The sequence below is a fragment of the Pseudomonas sp. PICF6 genome (assembly GCF_009831705.1).
In the GTDB taxonomy this organism is placed as follows: domain Bacteria; phylum Pseudomonadota; class Gammaproteobacteria; order Pseudomonadales; family Pseudomonadaceae; genus Aquipseudomonas; species Aquipseudomonas rhizophila.
On record NZ_WUUD01000020.1, the window covers coordinates 190,472 to 209,884 of the forward strand.

General features: G+C 54.7%; 17 protein-coding genes. 10 read left to right on the forward strand and 7 right to left on the reverse strand.

The genetic code is table 11. The features are described from left to right. Together GSM73_RS27315 and GSM73_RS14085 are read right to left on the reverse strand one after the other, a co-directional pair. On the reverse strand, nucleotides 1-1,062 hold a 1,062-nt coding region (locus GSM73_RS27315), incomplete at its 3' end, for an autotransporter assembly complex family protein (RefSeq protein WP_256676905.1). Between the two features lie 66 nt (nucleotides 1,063-1,128). Next, a complete protein-coding gene (locus tag GSM73_RS14085) occupies nucleotides 1,129-1,779 on the reverse strand; it encodes an N-acetyltransferase (RefSeq protein WP_047229305.1) in 651 nt (216 codons plus the stop codon). A gap of 176 nt (nucleotides 1,780-1,955) precedes the next feature. Between GSM73_RS14085 and xthA the strand changes: the two genes are divergently transcribed. The 8 genes from xthA (at nucleotide 1,956) to GSM73_RS14125 (ending at nucleotide 12,282) form a co-directional block, all read left to right on the forward strand. Next, complete coding sequence (gene xthA / locus GSM73_RS14090) at nucleotides 1,956-2,768, forward strand: exodeoxyribonuclease III (protein ID WP_047229304.1); 813 nt, start codon at nucleotides 1,956-1,958, stop codon at nucleotides 2,766-2,768. A gap of 215 nt (nucleotides 2,769-2,983) precedes the next feature. After that, complete coding sequence (locus GSM73_RS14095) at nucleotides 2,984-4,318, forward strand: substrate-binding domain-containing protein (protein WP_160892983.1); 1,335 nt, start codon at nucleotides 2,984-2,986, stop codon at nucleotides 4,316-4,318. A gap of 366 nt (nucleotides 4,319-4,684) precedes the next feature. Further along, nucleotides 4,685-5,026: a DUF6124 family protein gene (locus GSM73_RS14100; RefSeq protein ID WP_160892985.1), complete on the forward strand. Its 342-nt coding sequence runs from the start codon at nucleotides 4,685-4,687 to the stop codon at nucleotides 5,024-5,026. A 283-nt stretch (nucleotides 5,027-5,309) separates the two neighbouring features. Beyond that, complete coding sequence (locus GSM73_RS14105) at nucleotides 5,310-6,191, forward strand: hypothetical protein (RefSeq protein WP_160892987.1); 882 nt, start codon at nucleotides 5,310-5,312, stop codon at nucleotides 6,189-6,191. Nucleotides 6,192-6,521: 330 nt separating this feature from the next. Beyond that, the gene (locus GSM73_RS14110; RefSeq protein ID WP_160892988.1) at nucleotides 6,522-7,163 is read left to right on the forward strand and encodes a hypothetical protein; all 642 of its coding nucleotides are present in this window, start codon (nucleotides 6,522-6,524) and stop codon (nucleotides 7,161-7,163) included. Nucleotides 7,164-7,702: 539 nt separating this feature from the next. Then, nucleotides 7,703-8,785 carry a type I restriction endonuclease gene (locus GSM73_RS14115; protein ID WP_160892989.1) on the forward strand — a complete coding sequence of 361 codons (1,083 nt, stop codon included), beginning with the start codon at nucleotides 7,703-7,705 and terminating at the stop codon, nucleotides 8,783-8,785. Nucleotides 8,786-9,763: 978 nt separating this feature from the next. Further along, entirely contained in the window at nucleotides 9,764-10,864 is a 1,101-nt protein-coding gene (locus GSM73_RS14120) for a DUF3800 domain-containing protein (protein WP_160892990.1), read from the forward strand. 104 nt (nucleotides 10,865-10,968) lie between these two features. Continuing rightward, the gene (locus GSM73_RS14125; protein ID WP_160892992.1) at nucleotides 10,969-12,282 is read left to right on the forward strand and encodes a P-loop NTPase fold protein; all 1,314 of its coding nucleotides are present in this window, start codon (nucleotides 10,969-10,971) and stop codon (nucleotides 12,280-12,282) included. 112 nt (nucleotides 12,283-12,394) lie between these two features. Here GSM73_RS14125 and umuC read toward each other — a convergent pair whose 3' ends face one another. Both umuC and GSM73_RS14135 read right to left on the reverse strand, forming a co-directional pair. Further along, entirely contained in the window at nucleotides 12,395-13,669 is a 1,275-nt protein-coding gene (gene umuC / locus GSM73_RS14130) for a translesion error-prone DNA polymerase V subunit UmuC (RefSeq protein WP_160892994.1), read from the reverse strand. Then, the gene (locus GSM73_RS14135) at nucleotides 13,662-14,087 is read right to left on the reverse strand and encodes a LexA family transcriptional regulator (protein ID WP_160892996.1); all 426 of its coding nucleotides are present in this window, start codon (nucleotides 14,085-14,087) and stop codon (nucleotides 13,662-13,664) included. Before GSM73_RS14135 ends, umuC begins: the two co-directional genes overlap by 8 nt. Before the next feature lie 235 nt (nucleotides 14,088-14,322). Here GSM73_RS14135 and dusA point away from each other — a divergent pair, with 235 nt between their 5' ends. Both dusA and tal read left to right on the forward strand, forming a co-directional pair. Beyond that, nucleotides 14,323-15,318, forward strand: coding sequence for a tRNA dihydrouridine(20/20a) synthase DusA (gene dusA / locus GSM73_RS14140; protein ID WP_160892998.1), 996 nt, complete (start codon nucleotides 14,323-14,325; stop codon nucleotides 15,316-15,318). Between the two features lie 178 nt (nucleotides 15,319-15,496). Further along, complete coding sequence (gene tal / locus GSM73_RS14145) at nucleotides 15,497-16,423, forward strand: transaldolase (protein ID WP_047227233.1); 927 nt, start codon at nucleotides 15,497-15,499, stop codon at nucleotides 16,421-16,423. Nucleotides 16,424-16,633: 210 nt separating this feature from the next. Here the strand turns inward: tal and rssC are convergent, their stop codons facing one another. From rssC to GSM73_RS14160, 3 genes are all read right to left on the reverse strand, one after another. Next, nucleotides 16,634-17,116, reverse strand: a complete 483-nt coding sequence (gene rssC / locus GSM73_RS14150) for an anti-sigma factor antagonist RssC (RefSeq protein ID WP_047227232.1) — start codon at nucleotides 17,114-17,116, stop codon at nucleotides 16,634-16,636. Next, nucleotides 17,116-18,297, reverse strand: coding sequence for a two-component system response regulator RssB (gene rssB, locus GSM73_RS14155; RefSeq protein WP_076385574.1), 1,182 nt, complete (start codon nucleotides 18,295-18,297; stop codon nucleotides 17,116-17,118). Before rssB ends, rssC begins: the two co-directional genes overlap by 1 nt. Before the next feature lie 344 nt (nucleotides 18,298-18,641). After that, nucleotides 18,642-19,331: a VacJ family lipoprotein gene (locus tag GSM73_RS14160; protein WP_076385576.1), complete on the reverse strand. Its 690-nt coding sequence runs from the start codon at nucleotides 19,329-19,331 to the stop codon at nucleotides 18,642-18,644. Between the last annotated feature and the right edge of the window lie 82 nt (nucleotides 19,332-19,413).

Sequence of the window (19,413 nt, forward strand, 5' to 3'; positions counted from 1 at the left end):
GTGCCATTCGGGGCCCACGGTCAGCAGCTTGCTGAGGCTATCGGTGCCGGACAGCTCTTCATATTGATAGCCACCGGCGTAGCGCATCTTGTCGGTCAACGGCGGGTCCAGGGGTACGTCGTACCACAGGCCAACGTTCTGCCGGGGCGCCGACACTTCGGCTTCCCAGCCATAACTGTGGCCCTGGGGATTGACCCAGTGGCGCGTCCAATTGGCCTTGGCCCGCGGGCCGACGTCGGTGGAGAACCCCAGGCCCAGGCCCATGGTGCGCGGCTTTCGGGTCTCGAGCTTGACCGCCACCGGGATCACGTTATCGGTGGCGGCGGTCGGTGCCGCGTCCACCCGAACGCCTTCGAAATATCCGCTCGATTGCAGGGCCTGGTTGAGTTCTGCGATGAGTTCCGAGTCGTACGCCTCGCCCGCCTTGAACGGCACCATGCGCTGCAACAACTCTTCATCAAAGGGCGTGTCACCCTCGAAACTCACCGGGCCCAGGGCGTAGCGCGGGCCGCTGTCGTAGACCAGCTCGATGTCGGCCACGCCGGCCTGGGGGTCCACCAACAGCTTCTGGCTGACAAATCGCCCGCTGAAAAAACCGTAGCGCGAAGCCTGATTCTGGATGATCCGTTTGGCGTCTTCATAGCGCCCATGATTAAGCACCGCGCCAGGTTTGAGCGCGGCGTTGTCGGGGACACGAAAAGCCTTGAGGGAAGCGGCCGGGCCATCGATGCGCACGGTGACATTGCGCAGGTGCACGGGCTCGCCAGGGTCGATGGTCAGGATCAGGCGCGGGGTCTTGCCGCCCTCGACCTCGCTGTCGATCTGCGGCTGGTAGTAACCCAACGCCTGGGCGGCTTTGCGCGCCTGCTCCTCGGCACCCCGACTGAAACGCAGCAAGGCCTCTTCGTCACGATCGCCCACGCCGCCGATATAGCCTTCTACGTTAGCCTTGAGCTGGTCGTTGGACGGCTTGACCCGTACATCCAATTCACTTTGTGCCAGTGCCGCGCAGCTGAGGGACAGCAAGAGCGCACCACTGGTCATTCGTCCTGGGAAATTCATGGCGCGGATGCTATCACGAGCTTGGAAGCCTGATAGAGCCGGACATGTCTCAAAAGTTTCCCCGGATTACGCCGTCGCGCTCTGCAATACCTGCGGGTTGGCGTGAAAGAAGACATGTTCGCGGACGGGTCCTACCGCAATCTCGCCGATTTCCTCATAACCCTGACGTTTATAGAACTCCAGGTAACGTGGGTTGCCGGTGTCTAGCACCACGCCCTGGGAGTTCTCGTCCACCGCACACCAGTTATGCACCGCCGCCAGTAACTGTTCGCCGAAGTGTTGGCCTTGGAACTGTGGATGAACTCCCAGCAGGGGCAATACATGGACAGAATCCGACGGCAGGCAGGCCGTCACTGCGGCATGGTAGTCCAGGTAGCGCCGGGTGCAGCGAAAGCCGGTGCTCAACACCATGCGCAGGCGCCAGGCCCAACTTTCAGTGATACCCAGGCGGCGCTGCGGTGGAGCAATCAAGGCAATGCCGATCAGGCGGTCGTTGACCAGCAAGCCGATGGCCGGCAGATCCTGGAGAAAATGCTGTTTGACCAACTCACGCACCGTGGCCCGTACCCGATGTTCATAACCGGGCCGCTCGGATTCGAACAGGAAGCTGAAGGTCGGCTCATGACGATAGGCCTGATACAGCAATGAACGTGCCTCGCGGGAATAACCGCTGTCGAGCATATGGATGTCGGCGATGGCGGTGGCGGTTTCTGGCATGACGGTCAATCTCCTGGGCGAGGCTCGGTGAGGCCCCGCTCTTATTGAGTACGAACCCGATTGGGCTCTGATCGTTCCTACATGCACAGGACATTAGCAGCGCATTTGTCCTACTGCCACGCTGGCCGTGCTCCTACATGTCAGCTAGCATCGCAGTTTTGCCAGGACAGCCGACCATGAAGATCGTCTCCTTCAACATCAACGGGCTGCGCGCCCGCCCCCATCAGCTGGCGGCGCTGATCGAGAAGCATCAGCCGGACGTGATCGGCCTGCAGGAAACCAAGGTCCACGACGAGCAGTTCCCCCTGGCCGAGGTGCAGGCCCTGGGTTATCACGTGCATTACCATGGGCAGAAGGGTCACTACGGCGTCGCCCTGCTCTCCCGCCAGGCTCCACTGACGTTGCACAAAGGCTTCGAGAGCGACGAGGAAGACGCCCAACGGCGGTTCATCTGGGGCACCTTCGCCGATGCCAACGGCGTGCCGGTGACAATCATGAACGGTTACTTCCCCCAAGGCGAAAGCCGCGACCACCCGACCAAGTTCCCGGCCAAGGAGCGTTTCTACAACGACCTGCAACAACTTTTGGAAAGCCGTTTCAGCAACGACCAGCCCGTGGTGGTGATGGGCGACGTGAACATTTCCCCGGAAGACAGCGACATCGGCATCGGCCCGGACAACATGAAACGCTGGCTGAAAACCGGCAAATGCAGCTTCCTGCCGGAAGAGCGCGAGTGGATGGCACGCCTGAAGAACTGGGGCCTGGTGGACAGCTTCCGGCACCTGAACCCGGACGTCACCGACCGCTTCAGCTGGTTCGACTACCGCAGCCGCGGTTTCGAAGACGAGCCCAAGCGTGGCCTGCGCATCGACCTGATCCTCACCTCCCATGGGCTGCTGCCACGGGTCAAGGATGCCGGGGTGGATTATGAACTGCGCGGCATGGAGAAACCTTCGGACCATGCGCCGATCTGGCTGCAGTTGAGCTAAATCCAGGGCATACACAAACCTTGTGGGAGCGAGCCTGCTCGCGATGACGGCGGCACATTCAAAATCAATGTGGCAGTTGCACCGCTATCGCGAGCAGGCTCGCTCCCACAAGGGATCTTCGGCGAACTGCGGCTGACAAGTCGCACGCCTGTCACTTTTCAGTAACCTGACTGACTTAATCTTCCGGCACGTTCTCAGGTTCAGAAGGTGTCGGCATGCGGCTGCGCGTTGTTTTTTTCATGGGCCTCTGGCTGCCGCTCACGGCATGGGCCAGCGGCCTGCCGATTCCCGAACACGGCCCCGCGCTGCGCCTGCAAGGCTCAAATACCATCGGCGCTACGCTGGGGCCGGCGCTGGTCAAGGCGCTGATGGTGGATCAGGGGCTGCTCAAGGTCCGTACCGAAATCACCGACCGTGAGAACGAGCAGCGTATCGTCGGCCAGGCCGCCGATGGTCGACGGGTGGAAATCGACATTGCCGCCCATGGCTCCAGCACTGGGTTTTCCGCCCTCAAGCACGCCAGCGCCGAACTGGCGGCCTCTTCGCGACCGATCAAGGACAGCGAGCTCAGGGAGCTGGCACATCTGGGGGACCTGAAAAGCCCCAGCGCCGAACAGGTCATCGCCATCGATGGCCTGGCGATCATTCTTCATCCACAAAACCCGCTGCGCCAGCTCGACACCCGGCAACTGGCGAAGATATTCAGCGGCGAGGTGAACACCTGGGAATCGGTGGGCGGCGCCGGCGGCCCGATTCATCTCTACGCCCGGGATGAGCAGTCCGGCACCTACGACACCTTCAAGGAACTGGTGCTCAACCGACAGGGAAAACGCCTGGCCCCTTCTGCCCGGCGCTTCGAATCCAGCGAACAGCTTTCCGACGCTGTCAGCCAGGACCGGCAAGGCATCGGTTTCATCGGTTTGCCCTACGTGCGCCAGGCCAAGGCGCTGGCGATTGTCGACGGCGACTCCCAGCCCATGATGCCGCTGACCCATCTGATCGCCACCGAAGACTACCCTTTGTCGCGCAGGCTGTTCTTTTACCTGCCACCGCAAGAAACCAACCCCTGGGCCGAGGCACTGGTTGAGTTCACCCAAAGCGAAAAGGGCCAGGCCATCGTCGCGGCCAACGGGTTCATCGCGCAAACCGTCCAGGCCATGGCCGTCACCCCCAATGCGCTGATGCCTGAGGGTTATCAGGCCCTGAGCCGCCATGCACAACGGCTGTCGGTCAACTTCCGCTTCGAAGAAGGCAGCGCCAGCCTCGACAACAAGGCCCAGCAGGACCTGGGGCGTGTGCTCGCCTATATAAAGCAGCACGACAAGCTCGACCGCCGAGTGACGCTGGTTGGGTTTGGCGACGCCAAGGACGACCCGGCACGCGCCGACCTTCTATCCCGGTTGCGGGCCATGGCAGTGCGGCGCGAATTGGTCAAACACGGTGTGGCGCTGCGCGAAGTACGCGGCTTCGGCGCCCTGATGCCGGTGGCGGCCAACAGCGAGGATGAAGGCCGGGTGAGGAATCGGCGGGTGGAGGTCTGGGTTTACTGACACCGAAAGGCCAAATGTTTATCCCGCCAGCCACGGCGTAGGACCTGACCGCCTCGCCTTGCGCCGTTGCCTACAACTACGCCAGAATCCGCCGGCTTGTGCGCCTTGGGGTCGGGCTTTATCGTTTTCCGGTCGCTGACGAATCAGCGATCGGGTTTGGTAGCCCGGGTAAAACTAAGGCGCACAGCTCCGGCAGATACACGCCGCCGATAACTTTCGTCGGCAGGTTTGTTATGGCGGCTGTGCGCGGGGCGCCCTTGTGGCGCGCTGGGTTTGCCTTGGTACCCGGTCTACCAACCTGCGTATAGCCGCCACCTAATGTTTGGTAGCAATAGGTGCGGCTCCATTAACCAAGGAGTTTCATCTATGTTCAAACCAACACCTAATCCGCCAGACACCGATCCAACCACGCTTAACGCCAAAGAATTCGGCAAAGCCGCCGACCGCGCCCTCGACTTCTACCTCAAGCCCAAACCCACCAAGCCCGAGCCTGCTCCAAGCCAAGTCTTCACCGTCGTCAACGGCATCGACACCGAAGCCCTGCTCGCCAACCTCAGCGAAACCCTGGCCTCGGCCAATGCCATGGTCAGCGACCTGGCCTTCGATCTGGAAGGTTCCCGGCGCCACGTCGCCCTGGGCATTCAGCAACTGATCGAACTGGGCGGCTTGCTGGCGAACCGAGCGCTGGATAACGTCGACCCACGCTAGCCGCTACCACACACTCCCACTGTGAGAGCGGGCTTGCTCGCGAAGGCGGTGTGTCAGTCAGCACTTGATTGGCAGGCAGATCGCCTTCGTGAGCAAACCCGCTCCGATTACATCGCGAATTCATTTCCAACATAAGCAACTATTAAGTCCAGCAAGAGTTCTTCAGGCAGACCCGCTCCACGACAACACTTATCGCACTTGTTTACACATAACTTCTTGCCAACTTTTATTCCAAAATCCATAGTCCGGCGCCTCACACAAAACCAAGTACGAGCAGTTCGCCATGAAGTTCACCACTATTACCACCGCAGCCGCCATGCAAAAAATGAAGAACTTCATTATTGCCTGCCCTACGGAAAAACTGACTTACGCAAAAAAACGCTTTCAGCAGCTTGGATATCATTCCGCCTTGGAAATGGCTGACGAAGACATTCTCAGCGCATTAACACCCAATGAAAACAACATGCAGGCTTTTATCCAACAATACGACGCCGTTAAAGACACCCCCCTTATCGATCTGCCCCTTGATACTCGACTTCTTAGCTTGAGCAACAGTTTTATCAACACTGCCGTGCCCCCGGCGATAGAGTTGATTCTCGCCACCCTTGACGACAACACACCCTCACCAGCCTGCATCTCCCAGCACATCAGCACGCATATAGATGAACTGTTCAATGACCGGGAGCATCTGCGAGAAAAGCTCCGCTTGATATTGTCACTGATCCAGCAACCAATGCTCCAATCAGAAATCATCTACACAGACCTGAACACTTTCCGTCATGTTTACCAGCCCATTACATCCCCTGACGCAACAGAGTCTGAAGAAACCTACGGCCTGGCCTTCCTGGATCTCATGGGAGTTGAATTATGCATCCTGATTAATCAGCCCTGCCTTGAGTTGAACGCACGGCATACACCTAAGATTGCAGGATTCCAGAACGAGTTTTATCTATACACCCTACTGCATGAGCTGACGCATTTACTGATTGGATCAAATGACGACTCCTACAATACGCCCACCGAGGAAACAGAAGACATCAACCTCTATTCCACTGCCAACCTCAAACCACACGAAATCGACAACGCGGATAACTATTGCACCTTAATATTCATCACCCTCGCCCTTATGTATAAACAGGGATGCTTGGACCTCACTCAATTTTAAGAAAATCACTCCACCACGCGGGTGCAATCGACCGAGCGAAGATGCCGTTGCGCCGATAGGAACCGATGTCGCCGCGCTACATCCAGCGTGAAACGCTTGGTCCGTCATCCTCAAAGATTGGGGAATGCTTAAGCCTTGCGAAATTTTAGTGCGAGCCCAAAAACCTGCTACATTTTATTTTAGCACGCAGGCAATACGCCAAATGCTACTTATATATGAGCCTATATTTTCCGCTCATAGGTAACAGAGTTAAAGAGGGAATTCCGCAAAGAACTGATTGATGCCGCTGCCCGCTAGATGACAACAAACCTATCTACATGGAGTTCATAGATGATTCGTCAACCCTGCGCTGTAATCGGTAATTTTGCCGCCGCTGTTGTTGTTTTGCTAACCGCAACCAATGTAGTCCACGCAGAGGCGCCCCATAGCTTTACTATTAAAAACAATAGCAGAGACACAATAAGCATAACCAGCATGCATGGATATTGTATAAAATCAATAGATACACCGCAGCCTATTGCCCCGGGAGGAACCGCAACTGTGAACTGGGTCGACTCCAACAATAGCACTGAAATTGAATGGATGGCTGCGCACGGCCCCCATAGTGCTCGCACTCGCGCCGTCCACCCCAACTCCAAGGGAATAGATGGATTTATGTGCGCTGACGCACAAAAATGGGTCGTTTTTCAAATGAGTAATTACGCGGGATCCTATGGAATGGTTCATCGCAAAATAAGCGGCGACTGGTATAATGGCCAATTTTGGGCTGTGTCCGCCGAGATAACCTCTGACGGAGGCTGGCAATGGATAGATTCGAACCAAGTTCCCGACTCTGGCGTTTTAGCTTCTTGCAGCCATATGAACACAGGATGCTTCGGGACATTTGGCGAAATGGTCAGCAATGGTAAGGACAGTTATAACTGGCCCCGCGTTTATAAAACAGAGGATGGATATCAATTTCAATTCAACTAATCCTTCGAGATCAAAGACAGTTCACCATGCCGGTCCCTCTTCGGCTTAGTGGTCTGGCCAGAGAATCCCCGGCTAGAACATCGCCGCTATCCGTGCCAATGGTGCTGGGTATGTGGCGTTTTTGGCGGAAAAGGCTCGTATTCACTGGCTGTAACGCCCATTCTTGCCTGCTTGCGTAAATGCATAGCAGGCATTGAATGGCATGGTTTAGCGTACGATTTGCCCCACTTTTGCCCCCCGGGCCGATTAGAATCCGAGCCTTTGTCTGGCGGAGCATCATTACACCGCTATGTGGGTGGGTTCTGCTTGGTGTTTAGAGACAATGAAGTCGGGGGGTTTATGCTTAGGACTACTTGAATTTCTCGCTAAAACGCAACAAATCAAAAGCGACTCAGAGCGAGATAGCGGATACCCCCAAATATCATTCACCTGGCCAGGTATCCAGCGTGGATGGAATACCAGTAGCAGGAGCGGATCCATACATAGTAGCGTTGCGCCTCTACGCCCCCAATCGGGTGAACGTGCAACGGAGCAGGCAAATGGATTTTGTAGAACGCTTGAACGCAATGTCAGCTAAGGTTAATCAGCTAGCGTCGACGATACAAACTGAGGAAGCAACAAAGACTGCTTTTGTCATGCCGTTCATTCATACCGTGCTGGGCTACGATGTGTTCGACCCATCCGAAGTCGTCCCCGAATACGTTTGTGATGTCGGCACGAAAAAAGGGGAAAAGATTGATTACGCGATCCTGAAAGACGGCCAAATCCAGATATTGATCGAAACAAAAAAAGTCGGCGAGCCACTCAATATCAACCATGCGAGCCAACTCTTCCGATACTTCCATGTCACCACTGCGCGAATTTCCATCCTTACAAATGGCAGGTTCTATCGGTTCTACACTGATCTTGATGCACCAAACAAAATGGATGAGAAGCCATTTCTAGAAGTCGATTTGCTCAACATTGATGAGCACGTCATCCCTGAGCTTCAAAAGCTTACGAAATCCGCTTTCGATGTTGATTCAATCATCAATGCCGCAGGCGAACTGAAGTACGTGGGAAACATAAAAAAGGAAATAGCTAAGCAGTTCACCCAGCCTGATGATGATTTCGTTCGTTTCTTCGCATCGCGTGTCTACGAAGGGGTTATCACCCAAAAAATTCGAGATCAGTTCACTCAGCTCACCAGGAAAGCCGCTTCCCAGTTTCTCAGTGACCAGATCAACGACAGATTGAAGTCAGCGATGAGCAAAGCCACGTTTCCCACGCTCGCAGAATCGGTCGTCGCTGAAAATCAGGCTGAAGCCCAAGAAGAGCCTGAAGACCGCATTCTGACTACGATGGAGGAGTTGGAAGGTTTTCATATCATCAAAGCGATTGTCCGGACCGTCATAGACGCAAAGCGCATAGCTAGCAGAGACACGCAGAGCTACTTCGGCATCCTCCTAGACGACAACAATCGAAAACCTATCGCAAGACTTCACTTCAATCGTAGTCAAAAATATCTTGGGATTTTCGACAAAAACAAAGTCGAAACGCGCCATCCTATTAACTCGCTGGACGAGATCTATGAGTTTTCAGCCCCGCTGAAAGAGACGATCTCTTTTTACCAAGAAATCTAAGCAAGGATTTCCCAGTCTTTGTTCTGCAAGCCCAAGGGCTGGGATATCGCTTTTTTTTTGCGCGTTCATGACCTCCGTGGCGTGGGATTAAAGGCCGTATTTTCCGGACTGTAAGGCCAGAACACACGCTTGCGTAAATACATACTGGACATTGAGTGGTGTGGTTTGGCGTGGGTTTTCCCCAAGGCTCTGGACACATCCGCACGAGATAGACCGATGATGGATTGGACGGATTAACCGCTGCACCTCCCGCTTTGCTTGCTTACAAGCGCTTTTTAAGTCTCTCTTGTAGCAAATATTCAGCAAACCGATTTGGCTTCCTTAACCTTTGCGCCGCAGGGCGAGAATCACACCGCTATGTGGGGTGGGTTCTGCTTGGTGTTTAGAGGTAATAAAGTCGGTTTTTTTGTGCTTAGCGCTACCTGATTTCTCTCACCACGACGCAACCATTGATACGGAAATTGGTACTAGAATGCATGCACCCTAGAGCCCCATGTCGGCTGCAACGACCCGGGGCTTTTTCGTAGCTGGAGCCCCCTTCTCCCTCACTCGGTAGCCTTTCGGTCGATGCTGTCGAAACCAGTCGACCATGGTATCCATGGCAGTGGCGATCAAAAATGGGAGCAGTACGCAGGGTAATGTCCGAACAAAAATACGGAGAACCATGTCATGGCAATGCGCACATACGACTACTTTGCTTGCCCAAACGGCCACCAGGGCGAAGAGAAAACAACCGAGAACGACCAGCCGTATTCCAAATCCTGGGAACGCGTATCGACCAAGGGCCTCAGAAGCGGTCCAAATGGCACCTATTTGTGTGAAGTTTGTGGCTTGCCAATGTCCCGAGTGCCAAAGCCACAGCCCTAGACCATCTCGGCTAATCAACAGCCTCACTCACGTCTCTATTTTTGAAGTACTTGACGTAACCTCTTTCACACCGTATTGATGGCAGTAAGCCATGGGGAGGGAGCCTTGTCGATGAACCTACAAGTCGAGTTCGAGGGAGATGAAGGGCAGGAAGACGCTGTCCTAGCTGTCAAAGCACGGAACGAAGCCGAGAAAATCCGCATCCTTTCTGCAATCGCGGGCAATAGCCCCAGCAGATTAATCGATAGAGTCGCGTGGATTCTGAATCACTACCCACAAGCACGAGACTCCGACGTTAAATGCCAACTGCTTTATTGGAAAACCTTCCAACAAGATTTGTACAGTGGCGGTGACATTTCAATTGATAATTACCCCAACCTCGAACGCCTTCCTTCCATTGCCCGTGCTCGAGCCTTTATTCAGAATACGCACGGATTATTCATTGCCTCCCCCGAAGTTAGGCGCACCCGAGGAAAACTTGAGGAGGAAGAAAAACAAAGAATTCTGGATGCTAGGCCTGCTCATCCTGTGTATTGTATTTATGCAGATGAAAGCGGCAAAACCAGCAAATATCTTTTAGTTGGGAGTTTATGGGTTCTACGAAGCTATGACACCATGAAAATTACCCGTGCCATCAACCAAAGGAAGGACGAATTAAACTTCAAAGGTGAAATGCACTTCAAGGATATAAATAATGGAAACCTTGAAACCTACCTCGAATTACTTGGATCCATTGTAAAAAACTCTGAAGCCGTTTCCTTCAAAGGCTTAGCCGTCGAGCGCCGGGGCCTTAAAAACATTGACGACACTCTCGACAAGCTTTTTTATCACATGACAATTCAGGGAATTCAGGAGGAAAACAAATCAGGTCGAGCCGTACTTCCTAGAAATTTACAATTCCGAAAGGACGCAGAGGAGGCATCTAAAGATAAGCTCTCAATAATGGAGATTGAGCTTCAGCTAAAAAATGCAGCAAAAAATATTTTTAATGACAACGTTTATATTGACATTGTTGAATCCGAAGACTCTTCGATATCGCCCCTCATGCAAATAGCGGACTTATTTGTAAGCTCCATTTCGCGAGTGTTAAACAAAGAAGAAGGAAAAGAGGGACCTAAAGATATCTTCGCCAAGAAGTTTCTAGCATCGTTCGGAGTTAGCACTTTGAACACCGAGCTCGATATCTTTGGTGACTGTGTACGTTTCTCTTGAGCGCGAGACTGTCCCACGTCGACCTTCAGCATACATACTTTCATACGCCCATTGTGCTGGGGTATGGGGTACCCACAGAAACCGGACATAGCGTTGATATAATCATGAAGTTACTTGTAGAACCTCATCAGATTTCGGAAGATGGATTCGGCTCGGACTTGTTCGGTCGAAAAAATTTTGGTATTGCGCTCAGAAATATCGTAAAAAACTCGGCGGACCCTTTGGTAATAAGTCTTGACGGAAACTGGGGGGAAGGAAAATCAACCTTTGTCAAAATGTGGCAAAAAATATTATCCGACGAGAAAATCCCAAGCATTTATATAGATGCATTTGCTTCTGACTATGTTGATGATGCGTTCATGGTAGTTGCCGGAGCAATCACCGACTTTGTTTCAGCGAATGCGACTGCCAAGCACTCAAAAGCATTCATCGACAAAGCTAAAAACGTTGGAGCAAATGTTTTATCCCTAGGTGCAAAAATTGGCATTCGCGCCGTTTCTGCTGGCCTGATAAAAGAAACTGACTTTGAAGACCTAGGAAATATTGGAGAGGACATTACTAAAGACATAAGCAACAGCGCTGAAAAGTATATAAAGGAGCGGCTTATCAACCATAAAGCCGAGCGTCTATCTATAGAAAACTTTAGAAGCTTTCTTTCAACCATCCCATCAAAACTGAAAGCCCCGTCAGAATTCCCGCTCACCATCATAATTGATGAACTGGATCGATGCCGCCCTTCTTTTGCTGTAGAAATGTTAGAAAAAATCAAACACCTATTCTCAGTACCCAACATAAATTTCTTGTTAGTAATCAACAAAACACAACTACAAGAATCAATTAGATCCACTTATGGATTAAACATAGACTCCCACGCTTACTTACAAAAATTTATCAACATCGAGGCAACGCTACCTAAAAGAACCGGACGCAACAACGACGTTGAAAAATATTGCAAACATCTATCAAGCTTATACAAACTTAAAGATAGTGACTGGGCAGATTGCTTCACTGCTCTTGGAACCCAGTTAAATTGCTCTCTACGAGAGCTCGAAAGAATTTACTCGAATTTAGCTATAATGCTACTAACTGAACGAGAAGATGCGCAACTCAATTCAGCGCTCATCTCAGCGATATGCGTTTTCAAAGTCATGCGCCCGGCACTATTTTCTCGTCTCAGCGACGAAGACTTAAGAATAGATGACTTTTACGAAGCACTTAAACACAAGCCAAACCCAAAGAGCGAAAAGTACACCCTAGATCACATCATTGAGTGGCTACATATTTGCTTGATGCCTGAGGCGGAATTTGCGTCACTTGATCATAACGATGAATTCAGGCGAAAAGCTCGATACTTCCAACAGCGAAATAAAGTTATCGGCATACTAGCACAAAAACTCAACAGCTTTTCTGTTGGTTAGTGCTCCGCTCCGGAACATTATAGAAACACTCAAATTAACAACATCGTTTCATTAAGAAGCCTGAGCCCCCTGTAGGTTGGGCTTCTTAAGTTGTAGGAATGAAATCCATCTATTAAGAATAAACCCTCCACAGCTGATCTAGTCTCGTAGTGTAGCTATGGCTCATCATTTCTCGCCGCATACCCCAATCTGGATCTTCAGGCACGCTGGCTGATCGGAGTGTTCCCCTCCCCCATCGCCCGTTGATCTGGTCCAGCACTGCCATCAGCTTCGTGGCGTCAGCAGGCTGGGAGGTGGCAAACAGGTCGTCGGTGTACTCCCCTTGCTGACAAAGATTCATCAACAGCACCTCAGCCTTGCTGTACTTGAAGCCCGGCCGGAAGACCCGGTCGAGAGCGCCCACCGCAGCCTTGGTCAGCAATCGCACATCATCGGTGGGGTATGGCAGGTCAATCAACACGCCGTTGGCATACTTCGCCTCCTCCGGGTTGAACATGCCCGTGCGGATGCTTACGCGGATCTTCTTGCATAGCGCCTTCTGCGCCCTGAGTTTTTCCGAAGCTCGCATCATGTAGGTGGCCACCGCTTCCTTGATCGGTGCCAGCTCCGTGAGCCGCTTACCGAACATCCGGCTACAGCAAATCTCCTGCTTCGGCGGATCCGGCTCATCCAGCTCCAGGCACGGCGTGCCGGCGAGTTCACGGGCCGTCTTCTCAATTACCACGCTGAATTTTTTGCGAAGCGTCCAAGGGTCAGCCTGGGCCAGATCCATGGCCGTCTTGATGCCCATCGCGTCCAGGTGCAGTTTCATCTTGCGACCGACACCCCAAACCTCGGACACATCGGTATTACGCAGCACCCAGTTACGTTTGAACGGGTCACAGATATCCACCACGCCGCCCGTTTGCACCTGCAGGCGCTTGGCGGTGTGGTTTGCCAGCTTAGCCAGGGTTTTGGTGTGAGCGATCCCTACCCCGACTGGAATGCCGGTGCAGCGCAGCACATGACTGCGAATCTTGCGGCCGAGGGCATCCCGGCCGTCGATGCCGGTGAGATCCGCGAAGGCTTCGTCGATGCTGTAGACCTCGACGGCAGGCACCATTGATTCAATGAGTGTCATCACGCGTTCGCTCATGTCGCCGTAGAGCGCGTAGTTCGACGAGAACGGGACGATGCCGTGTTTCTGCAGCTTGTGCTTAATCTGGAAATACGGCTCGCCCATCTTCACGTAGGGCTTGGCGTCGTAACTGCGAGCGATCACACAGCCGTCGTTGTTGCTCAGCACCACGATGGGCACGCGGGCCAGGTCCGGGCGGAACACTCTTTCGCAACTGGCGTAGAAGCTGTTGCAATCGATAAGGGCGAAAACCGGCTGGACTTTAGACATGGCTGCGCACGCTGCAGGTGATGACGCCCCATATCACCAGCTCGTCGCCCTCAAGCACGTACCTCGGTGGATACTTTGGGTTCTCCGACAGGAGAATCACCTCCTTCCCCCGTATGCAAAGGCGTTTGCATACGGGTTCGTTGTTCAGCAGCGCCACGACGATGTGGCCATGCGCAGGCTCCATCGCACGATCCACAACAGCTAGGTCCCCTTCAAAGATCCCAGCGCCTTGCATGCTCTCCCCGGCGATGGAAACCAGGTAGACATGCGGAGCACGAATGTTCAGAACCTCATCCAATGAGATGTGCGCTTCGATGTGGTCCGCTGCCGGGGAAGGAAACCCGGCGGGTACGCGAAACGAACACAAAGGCAGCTTCAAGCCACCCGTAGCGATAGGGCCTAGAACTGAAAAGCTCATGACGCACGACTTCCAAAATACTGTACGAACATACAGTTAACTTTGTACAAGTTTCTTGGTCAATTTGTATAGGAAAAATCTGACAGGCGGGTCAGCCCATCCGCGGGAGATTCTTGCAGTACGGGGGTGGCGGGGTCATCGATTTAACTCTGGCCCAACCGATTGGCTCTCTCCATCCTCGCCATCCCATTCCTGTTAAACTGCGCTCCCATCGCATTTGTCACCTCAGATCCTCATGCCCTCACACACAGCATCACCGCAAGCCCTTTCCCGCCGCTTCAGCGTGGCCCCCATGATGGACTGGACTGACCCCCACTGCAGGTTCTTCCTACGCATCCTCTCCAAGCACGCCCTGCTCTACACCGAGATGGTCACCACTGGCGCGTTGCTCAACGGCGATCACGAGCGTTTCCTGCGCCACCACGAAGCCGAGCACCCCCTGGCGCTTCAACTCGGCGGCAGTGTCCCGGCCGACTTGGCCGCGTGCGCGCGGATGGCTCAGGAGCATGGCTATGACGAGGTCAATCTCAACGTCGGCTGCCCAAGCGATCGCGTGCAGAACAACATGATCGGTGCATGCCTGATGGGGCATCCTGAACTGGTGGCCGATTGTGTGAAGGCGATGCGTGATGCTGTGTCGATTCCGGTGACGGTCAAGCATCGGATCGGGATCAACGGGCGGGACAGTTACGAGCAGTTGTGTGAGTTCGTCGGGACGGTGCGTGACGCCGGTTGTACGAGTTTTACCGTGCATGCGCGGATTGCGATTCTGGAAGGGCTGTCGCCCAAGGAGAACCGTGAGATCCCGCCGCTGCGGTATGACGTGGCGGCACAGTTGAAGAAGGATTTCCCGGAGCTGGAGATTGTGCTCAACGGCGGGATCAAGACGCTGGAAGCCTGCCACGAGCATTTGCAGACATTCGACGGTGTGATGCTGGGACGCGAGGCGTATCACAACCCGTATCTGCTGGCCGAGGTGGATCAACAACTGTTTGGCAGCAGCGCGCCTGTCATCAGTCGGGCCGAGGCGTTGGCGCAGTTGCGGCCTTATATCGCCAAGCACCTGGACGCCGGCGGGGCGATGCATCACATCACTCGCCATGTACTGGGGCTGGGTACCGGGTTTCCTGGGGCGCGCCGTTTTCGGCAGTTGTTGTCGGTGGACATCCACAAAACCAAAGACCCGTTGGCGCTGCTGGATCAGGCGGCGGGCATGCTGGAAGGACGCTAACTGTCACTTGCTTTGAACCTGAGTCCTGTTTTGGCATCGTATCTACCGATACCCGCCCCGGCCTTTCAAACATCCGTTTTCAGGTTGTTGCCGCTGGGGCCATCGATCCCCCTTCACGCCCTTGAGTGGCTGCCGGCCCTCGGGTAATGTCAACAGACCCATAGGACAGAGCACGCTCATGACTTCCAAGCTGGAACAACTCAAACAATTCACTACCGTAGTGGCCGATACCGGCGACTTCGAAGCCATCGCCCGCGTTAAACCCGTGGATGCCACCACCAACCCTTCCCTGCTGCTCAAGGCCTCGGCCATTCAAGGCTACGCCGAGCTGCTGAACGCCTGTGTGGCCGATTGCAAGGGCGATGTAGGCCTGGCCAGCGACCGTTTTGGCGTGGCGGTCGGGCAAGAGATTCTCAAGGTGATTCCGGGGCGTATTTCCACTGAAGTGGATGCGCGTCTGTCGTTCGACACCGAGGCCATGCTGAAACGTGCGCATCGCCTGATCGACCTGTACGAAAAGGCCGGCGTTGGCCGCGATCGCGTGCTGATCAAGATCGCGTCCACCTGGGAAGGTATTCGCGCCGCCGAGCAGCTGGAGCGTGAAGGCATCCAGTGCAACCTGACGCTGCTGTTCTCCTTCGCCCAGGCTGCGGCTTGCGCCGATGCCGGCGTGTTCCTGATTTCGCCTTTTGTCGGCCGCATCTACGACTGGTACAAGAAGGCCAACGGCAACGACTACACCGGTGCCGATGATCCGGGCGTGCAGTCGGTGACGCGTATCTACAACTACTACAAGGCCAATGACTACAAGACCGTGGTCATGGGCGCAAGCTTCCGCAACCTCAACCAGATCGAGCAACTGGCCGGCTGCGACCGCTTGACGGTCAGCCCGGATCTGCTGGAGAAACTGGCCGCCGACGAGGGCAAGCTGGAACGCAAACTGGCGCCTGGACAAGCCGGCGAAGCGCGCTTGAGCCTCAATGAAGCGCAGTTCCGCTGGTTGTCCAACGAGGACGCCATGGCGACCGAGAAACTGGCTGAAGGCATTCGTCAGTTCGCGCGGGACCAGGAGAAGCTTGAGGCGTTGCTGCAAGCCAAGCTTTGAGGTGATTTCGAAGTCATAAAGAAGGGCGAACCTGGCTGGGTTCGCCCTTTTTTATAGGCTTGGGAAGGTGGCGGCTGGCCGGCCGCCATCGCGAGCAGGCTCGCTCCCACAGGGGGATTTGGGCAGATTCGGAGATCGTGGTCGATGCGAGACCTTGTGGGAGCGAGCCTGCTCGCGATGAGGCCCGCTCAGTCTACGCAAACCTATGAATCAGGGCCGCTCCAGCGCACTCACCAGGTCATGGAACGCTTCACGATTGGAGTCGTTCAGCCCCATGAGGATCTTATGGGCCTCAAGCACCTTGATCCGCACTTCCTCTTCCGATTGATCCTGATCGGGCAGATCGTCCAGGCACTCCGGGCATGGCACGGGATCGCCGACGATATTGAATACCTGGTCAAAGCCCATGGATTGCAGCAACCGGGTGATGTCGTTGTGGGTGGTGACCACGGTCGGCAGCAGGCCGACCTTTTGCCGTGACAGGATCGACAGCTTGGCCAGCAGGCCCAGGGTGGTGCTGTCGATGCTGCGGGTTTCGGTCAGGTCGATCACGATGGCGTTGAAGTTCAACGCGGTGAAGATCCGCTCAATAGTCGCATCCAGCGCCGAACAGAGAGTCAGACGCACTTCACCGACAAACTTCAGGACAAAGGTGCCGTCCTGCTCGGCGAACTGGATTCTACCGGTACTCATCAAAGATTCCTGCTCAACACTAACAGGGCGATATCATCCGGCATCTCCCCTAGCGTGGCTAATCCAAACACTTGACGCAAGCCTTCCAGGCTGCCGCCCGCTGCGCTTACCCGTTCAGGCAAGGCCGCTTCTTTCTCTTTGAGTGTAGGTTCTGACAAAAGGTCCAGAATGCCATCAGACATCAGCGTCAAACTGAAGGTCGGTGGCAGTTCCAGTACGTGGTCTTCGTAGGTGGCCTCATTGAACAGGCCCACCGGCAAACCACGCCCTTCCAGGTAACGAACACTGTCAGGCGTATACAACACAGGCAACGGCAGATGACCGCCGATGCTATAGGTCAACAAACCCGTCTCCTCGTCGATGACCCCACCGACCATTGTCACGTGTTTGCCCAGCTTACAACTGATCAGGCCCCGGTTGATATGACCAAGGACTTCTGATGGCTTGAACTCAGGCAACGTGCCGTTGCGCTTGGATTCGAACAGCAGGCGCGTGGTCATGAACTTCAACAGTACCGTGACGAACGCTGACGAAGCGCCATGGCCGGAAACGTCCGCCAGATAGAACGCCACTCGACGTTCATCGACCCGGAAATAGTCGACGAAATCCCCCGACAGATACAAAGACGGGATGATCTGGTGGGCAAAACGGAAATCGTCGGCGGTCCAGGGACTGACCGGCAACATGTTCATCTGCACCTGGCGGCCGGCGTTCTGGTCTTCCTGCAACAGGTTCAGGCTGGCTTCCAGCTCGCGGTTGGCAGTTTCCAGCTTTTCGCGATAACGCTGGTTCTCCACCAACAGGCGCGAACGGTCCAGGGCCCGGCGCACCGAGTGCTCGAGCACGGCCAGGTCTTCAAGGGGCTTGATCAGGTAATCGGCCGCGCCCAGGCGCAACGCCTCAACCGCGTCGTTCATCACGCCCGCACCCGAAACCACGATGACCGGGGTCTGCGAGGAAAGCTCGGTGACTTGGCGAATGAGTTCGAGTCCGCCCATCTGCGGCATGCGCAGGTCGCAGATGACCAGGTCGGGCTTGTCTTGCTCGAATACCTGAAGACCCTGTTGACCGTTGCTGGCCTGCAGGACGCTGAAACCACTGTCTTCCAAGTAGGCTGCGAGGCTGGCTCGCACCACTTCGTCATCATCGATTATCAGCAGCGTGGCACTGGTTTTTGGCATGTGGGCAAACGGCGCCAGAATTAGGTTGGCGTAGCGGGCTGGGCAACTGGGCCTGCGCTCACTACTGGATTCGCTTTCTAGCCTCTCTGTCGTACCGGATGTAGGCCCTTGTCCTACACACAGTTACATCAGAGGTGCCCTTCTAAGGCGCAGACGGTACTCCCATCCGCGGGGCGTTTCAAGCTCATGCAGATAGCCGCTTGCCGTCTTGGTTTGTCAAAGTACAGAGAGTTATAAGAACCGAGCGAAGCGTAACTCAATGGAAGGTTCGATCCCTGCTTAAACAGTGCCTCAAAACAAAGAAGGCGGCCCTGAGGCCGCCTTCCTGGGGTTACCGGGCGAAATTAAAAATCATCTTCGACCTGGCCATCCTTGACCTTGAATTCACGGTTCTGCAGGAAGGCGTTGCGGATAAACACATACTTGTCGCCACTCACCAGTTTTTCGGCGGACAACAGGCTGGCGCGGGTATCGACGATGTTCAGACCGAAGATCGAGTTACGCACCGAAACGTTGTCGATGTAACGATAAGGGGCCGTGTAGTCATCGACAAGCTTGGCCGGCGCGTCACGCAAGGTGCTTGGTCCCAACAACGGCAGCATCACGTACGGGCCACTGCCGACTCCCCAATAACCCAGGGTCTGGCCGAAATCTTCATCGCTGCGTTGCAGGCCCATCCGAGTGCCCACGTCGAAGAACCCCAACAGGCCGAAGGTGGTGTTGAAGATCAACCGGGCCGTGTCGACCCCGGCTGCGGCCGGCTTGGCCTGCAGTACATTGTTGGCCAGATTGCCCACGTCGCCGATGTTGCGGAACATGTTGTGGATGCCGTCTTCGAGAAATTGCGGCGTCACGTACTGATAACCCTGAGCCAGCGGCTTGAGTGCGTAGGTATCAACGGTGTCGTTGAAGGTAAAGATCGGGCGGTTGATGCTTTCCCAAGGATCGTCTTCCGTTGCGGCCTGGGCGGCGAAGGGAACCAGCAGGACGCAGGCAGACAAACACAGCTGAGCTAGACAATGGCTCCAGCGCATAGGGAAAACTCCTTGGATTATTCAGGCAAGGGCGCCGAGCCCAGGCGGTAAGGGCGCTAGTATAAAGCGGAACGCTTGGATA

What these genes read in the sequence shown, in the direction of transcription:
- GSM73_RS14160 (WP_076385576.1), bottom strand. Translation starts at nt 19,331, where the DNA reads ATGCGCTGGAGCCATTGTCTAGCTCAGCTGTGTTTGTCTGCCTGCGTC.
- GSM73_RS14115 (WP_160892989.1), top strand. Translation starts at nt 7,703, where the DNA reads ATGGATTTTGTAGAACGCTTGAACGCAATGTCAGCTAAGGTTAATCAG.
- GSM73_RS14100 (WP_160892985.1), top strand. Translation starts at nt 4,685, where the DNA reads ATGTTCAAACCAACACCTAATCCGCCAGACACCGATCCAACCACGCTT.
- GSM73_RS14105 (WP_160892987.1), top strand. Translation starts at nt 5,310, where the DNA reads ATGAAGTTCACCACTATTACCACCGCAGCCGCCATGCAAAAAATGAAG.
- GSM73_RS14120 (WP_160892990.1), top strand. Translation starts at nt 9,764, where the DNA reads ATGAACCTACAAGTCGAGTTCGAGGGAGATGAAGGGCAGGAAGACGCT.
- GSM73_RS14095 (WP_160892983.1), top strand. Translation starts at nt 2,984, where the DNA reads ATGCGGCTGCGCGTTGTTTTTTTCATGGGCCTCTGGCTGCCGCTCACG.
- rssC (WP_047227232.1), bottom strand. Translation starts at nt 17,116, where the DNA reads ATGAGTACCGGTAGAATCCAGTTCGCCGAGCAGGACGGCACCTTTGTC.
- GSM73_RS14085 (WP_047229305.1), bottom strand. Translation starts at nt 1,779, where the DNA reads ATGCCAGAAACCGCCACCGCCATCGCCGACATCCATATGCTCGACAGC.
- GSM73_RS14135 (WP_160892996.1), bottom strand. Translation starts at nt 14,087, where the DNA reads ATGAGCTTTTCAGTTCTAGGCCCTATCGCTACGGGTGGCTTGAAGCTG.
- umuC (WP_160892994.1), bottom strand. Translation starts at nt 13,669, where the DNA reads ATGTCTAAAGTCCAGCCGGTTTTCGCCCTTATCGATTGCAACAGCTTC.
- tal (WP_047227233.1), top strand. Translation starts at nt 15,497, where the DNA reads ATGACTTCCAAGCTGGAACAACTCAAACAATTCACTACCGTAGTGGCC.
- rssB (WP_076385574.1), bottom strand. Translation starts at nt 18,297, where the DNA reads ATGCCAAAAACCAGTGCCACGCTGCTGATAATCGATGATGACGAAGTG.
- GSM73_RS14110 (WP_160892988.1), top strand. Translation starts at nt 6,522, where the DNA reads ATGATTCGTCAACCCTGCGCTGTAATCGGTAATTTTGCCGCCGCTGTT.
- xthA (WP_047229304.1), top strand. Translation starts at nt 1,956, where the DNA reads ATGAAGATCGTCTCCTTCAACATCAACGGGCTGCGCGCCCGCCCCCAT.
- GSM73_RS14125 (WP_160892992.1), top strand. Translation starts at nt 10,969, where the DNA reads ATGAAGTTACTTGTAGAACCTCATCAGATTTCGGAAGATGGATTCGGC.
- dusA (WP_160892998.1), top strand. Translation starts at nt 14,323, where the DNA reads ATGCCCTCACACACAGCATCACCGCAAGCCCTTTCCCGCCGCTTCAGC.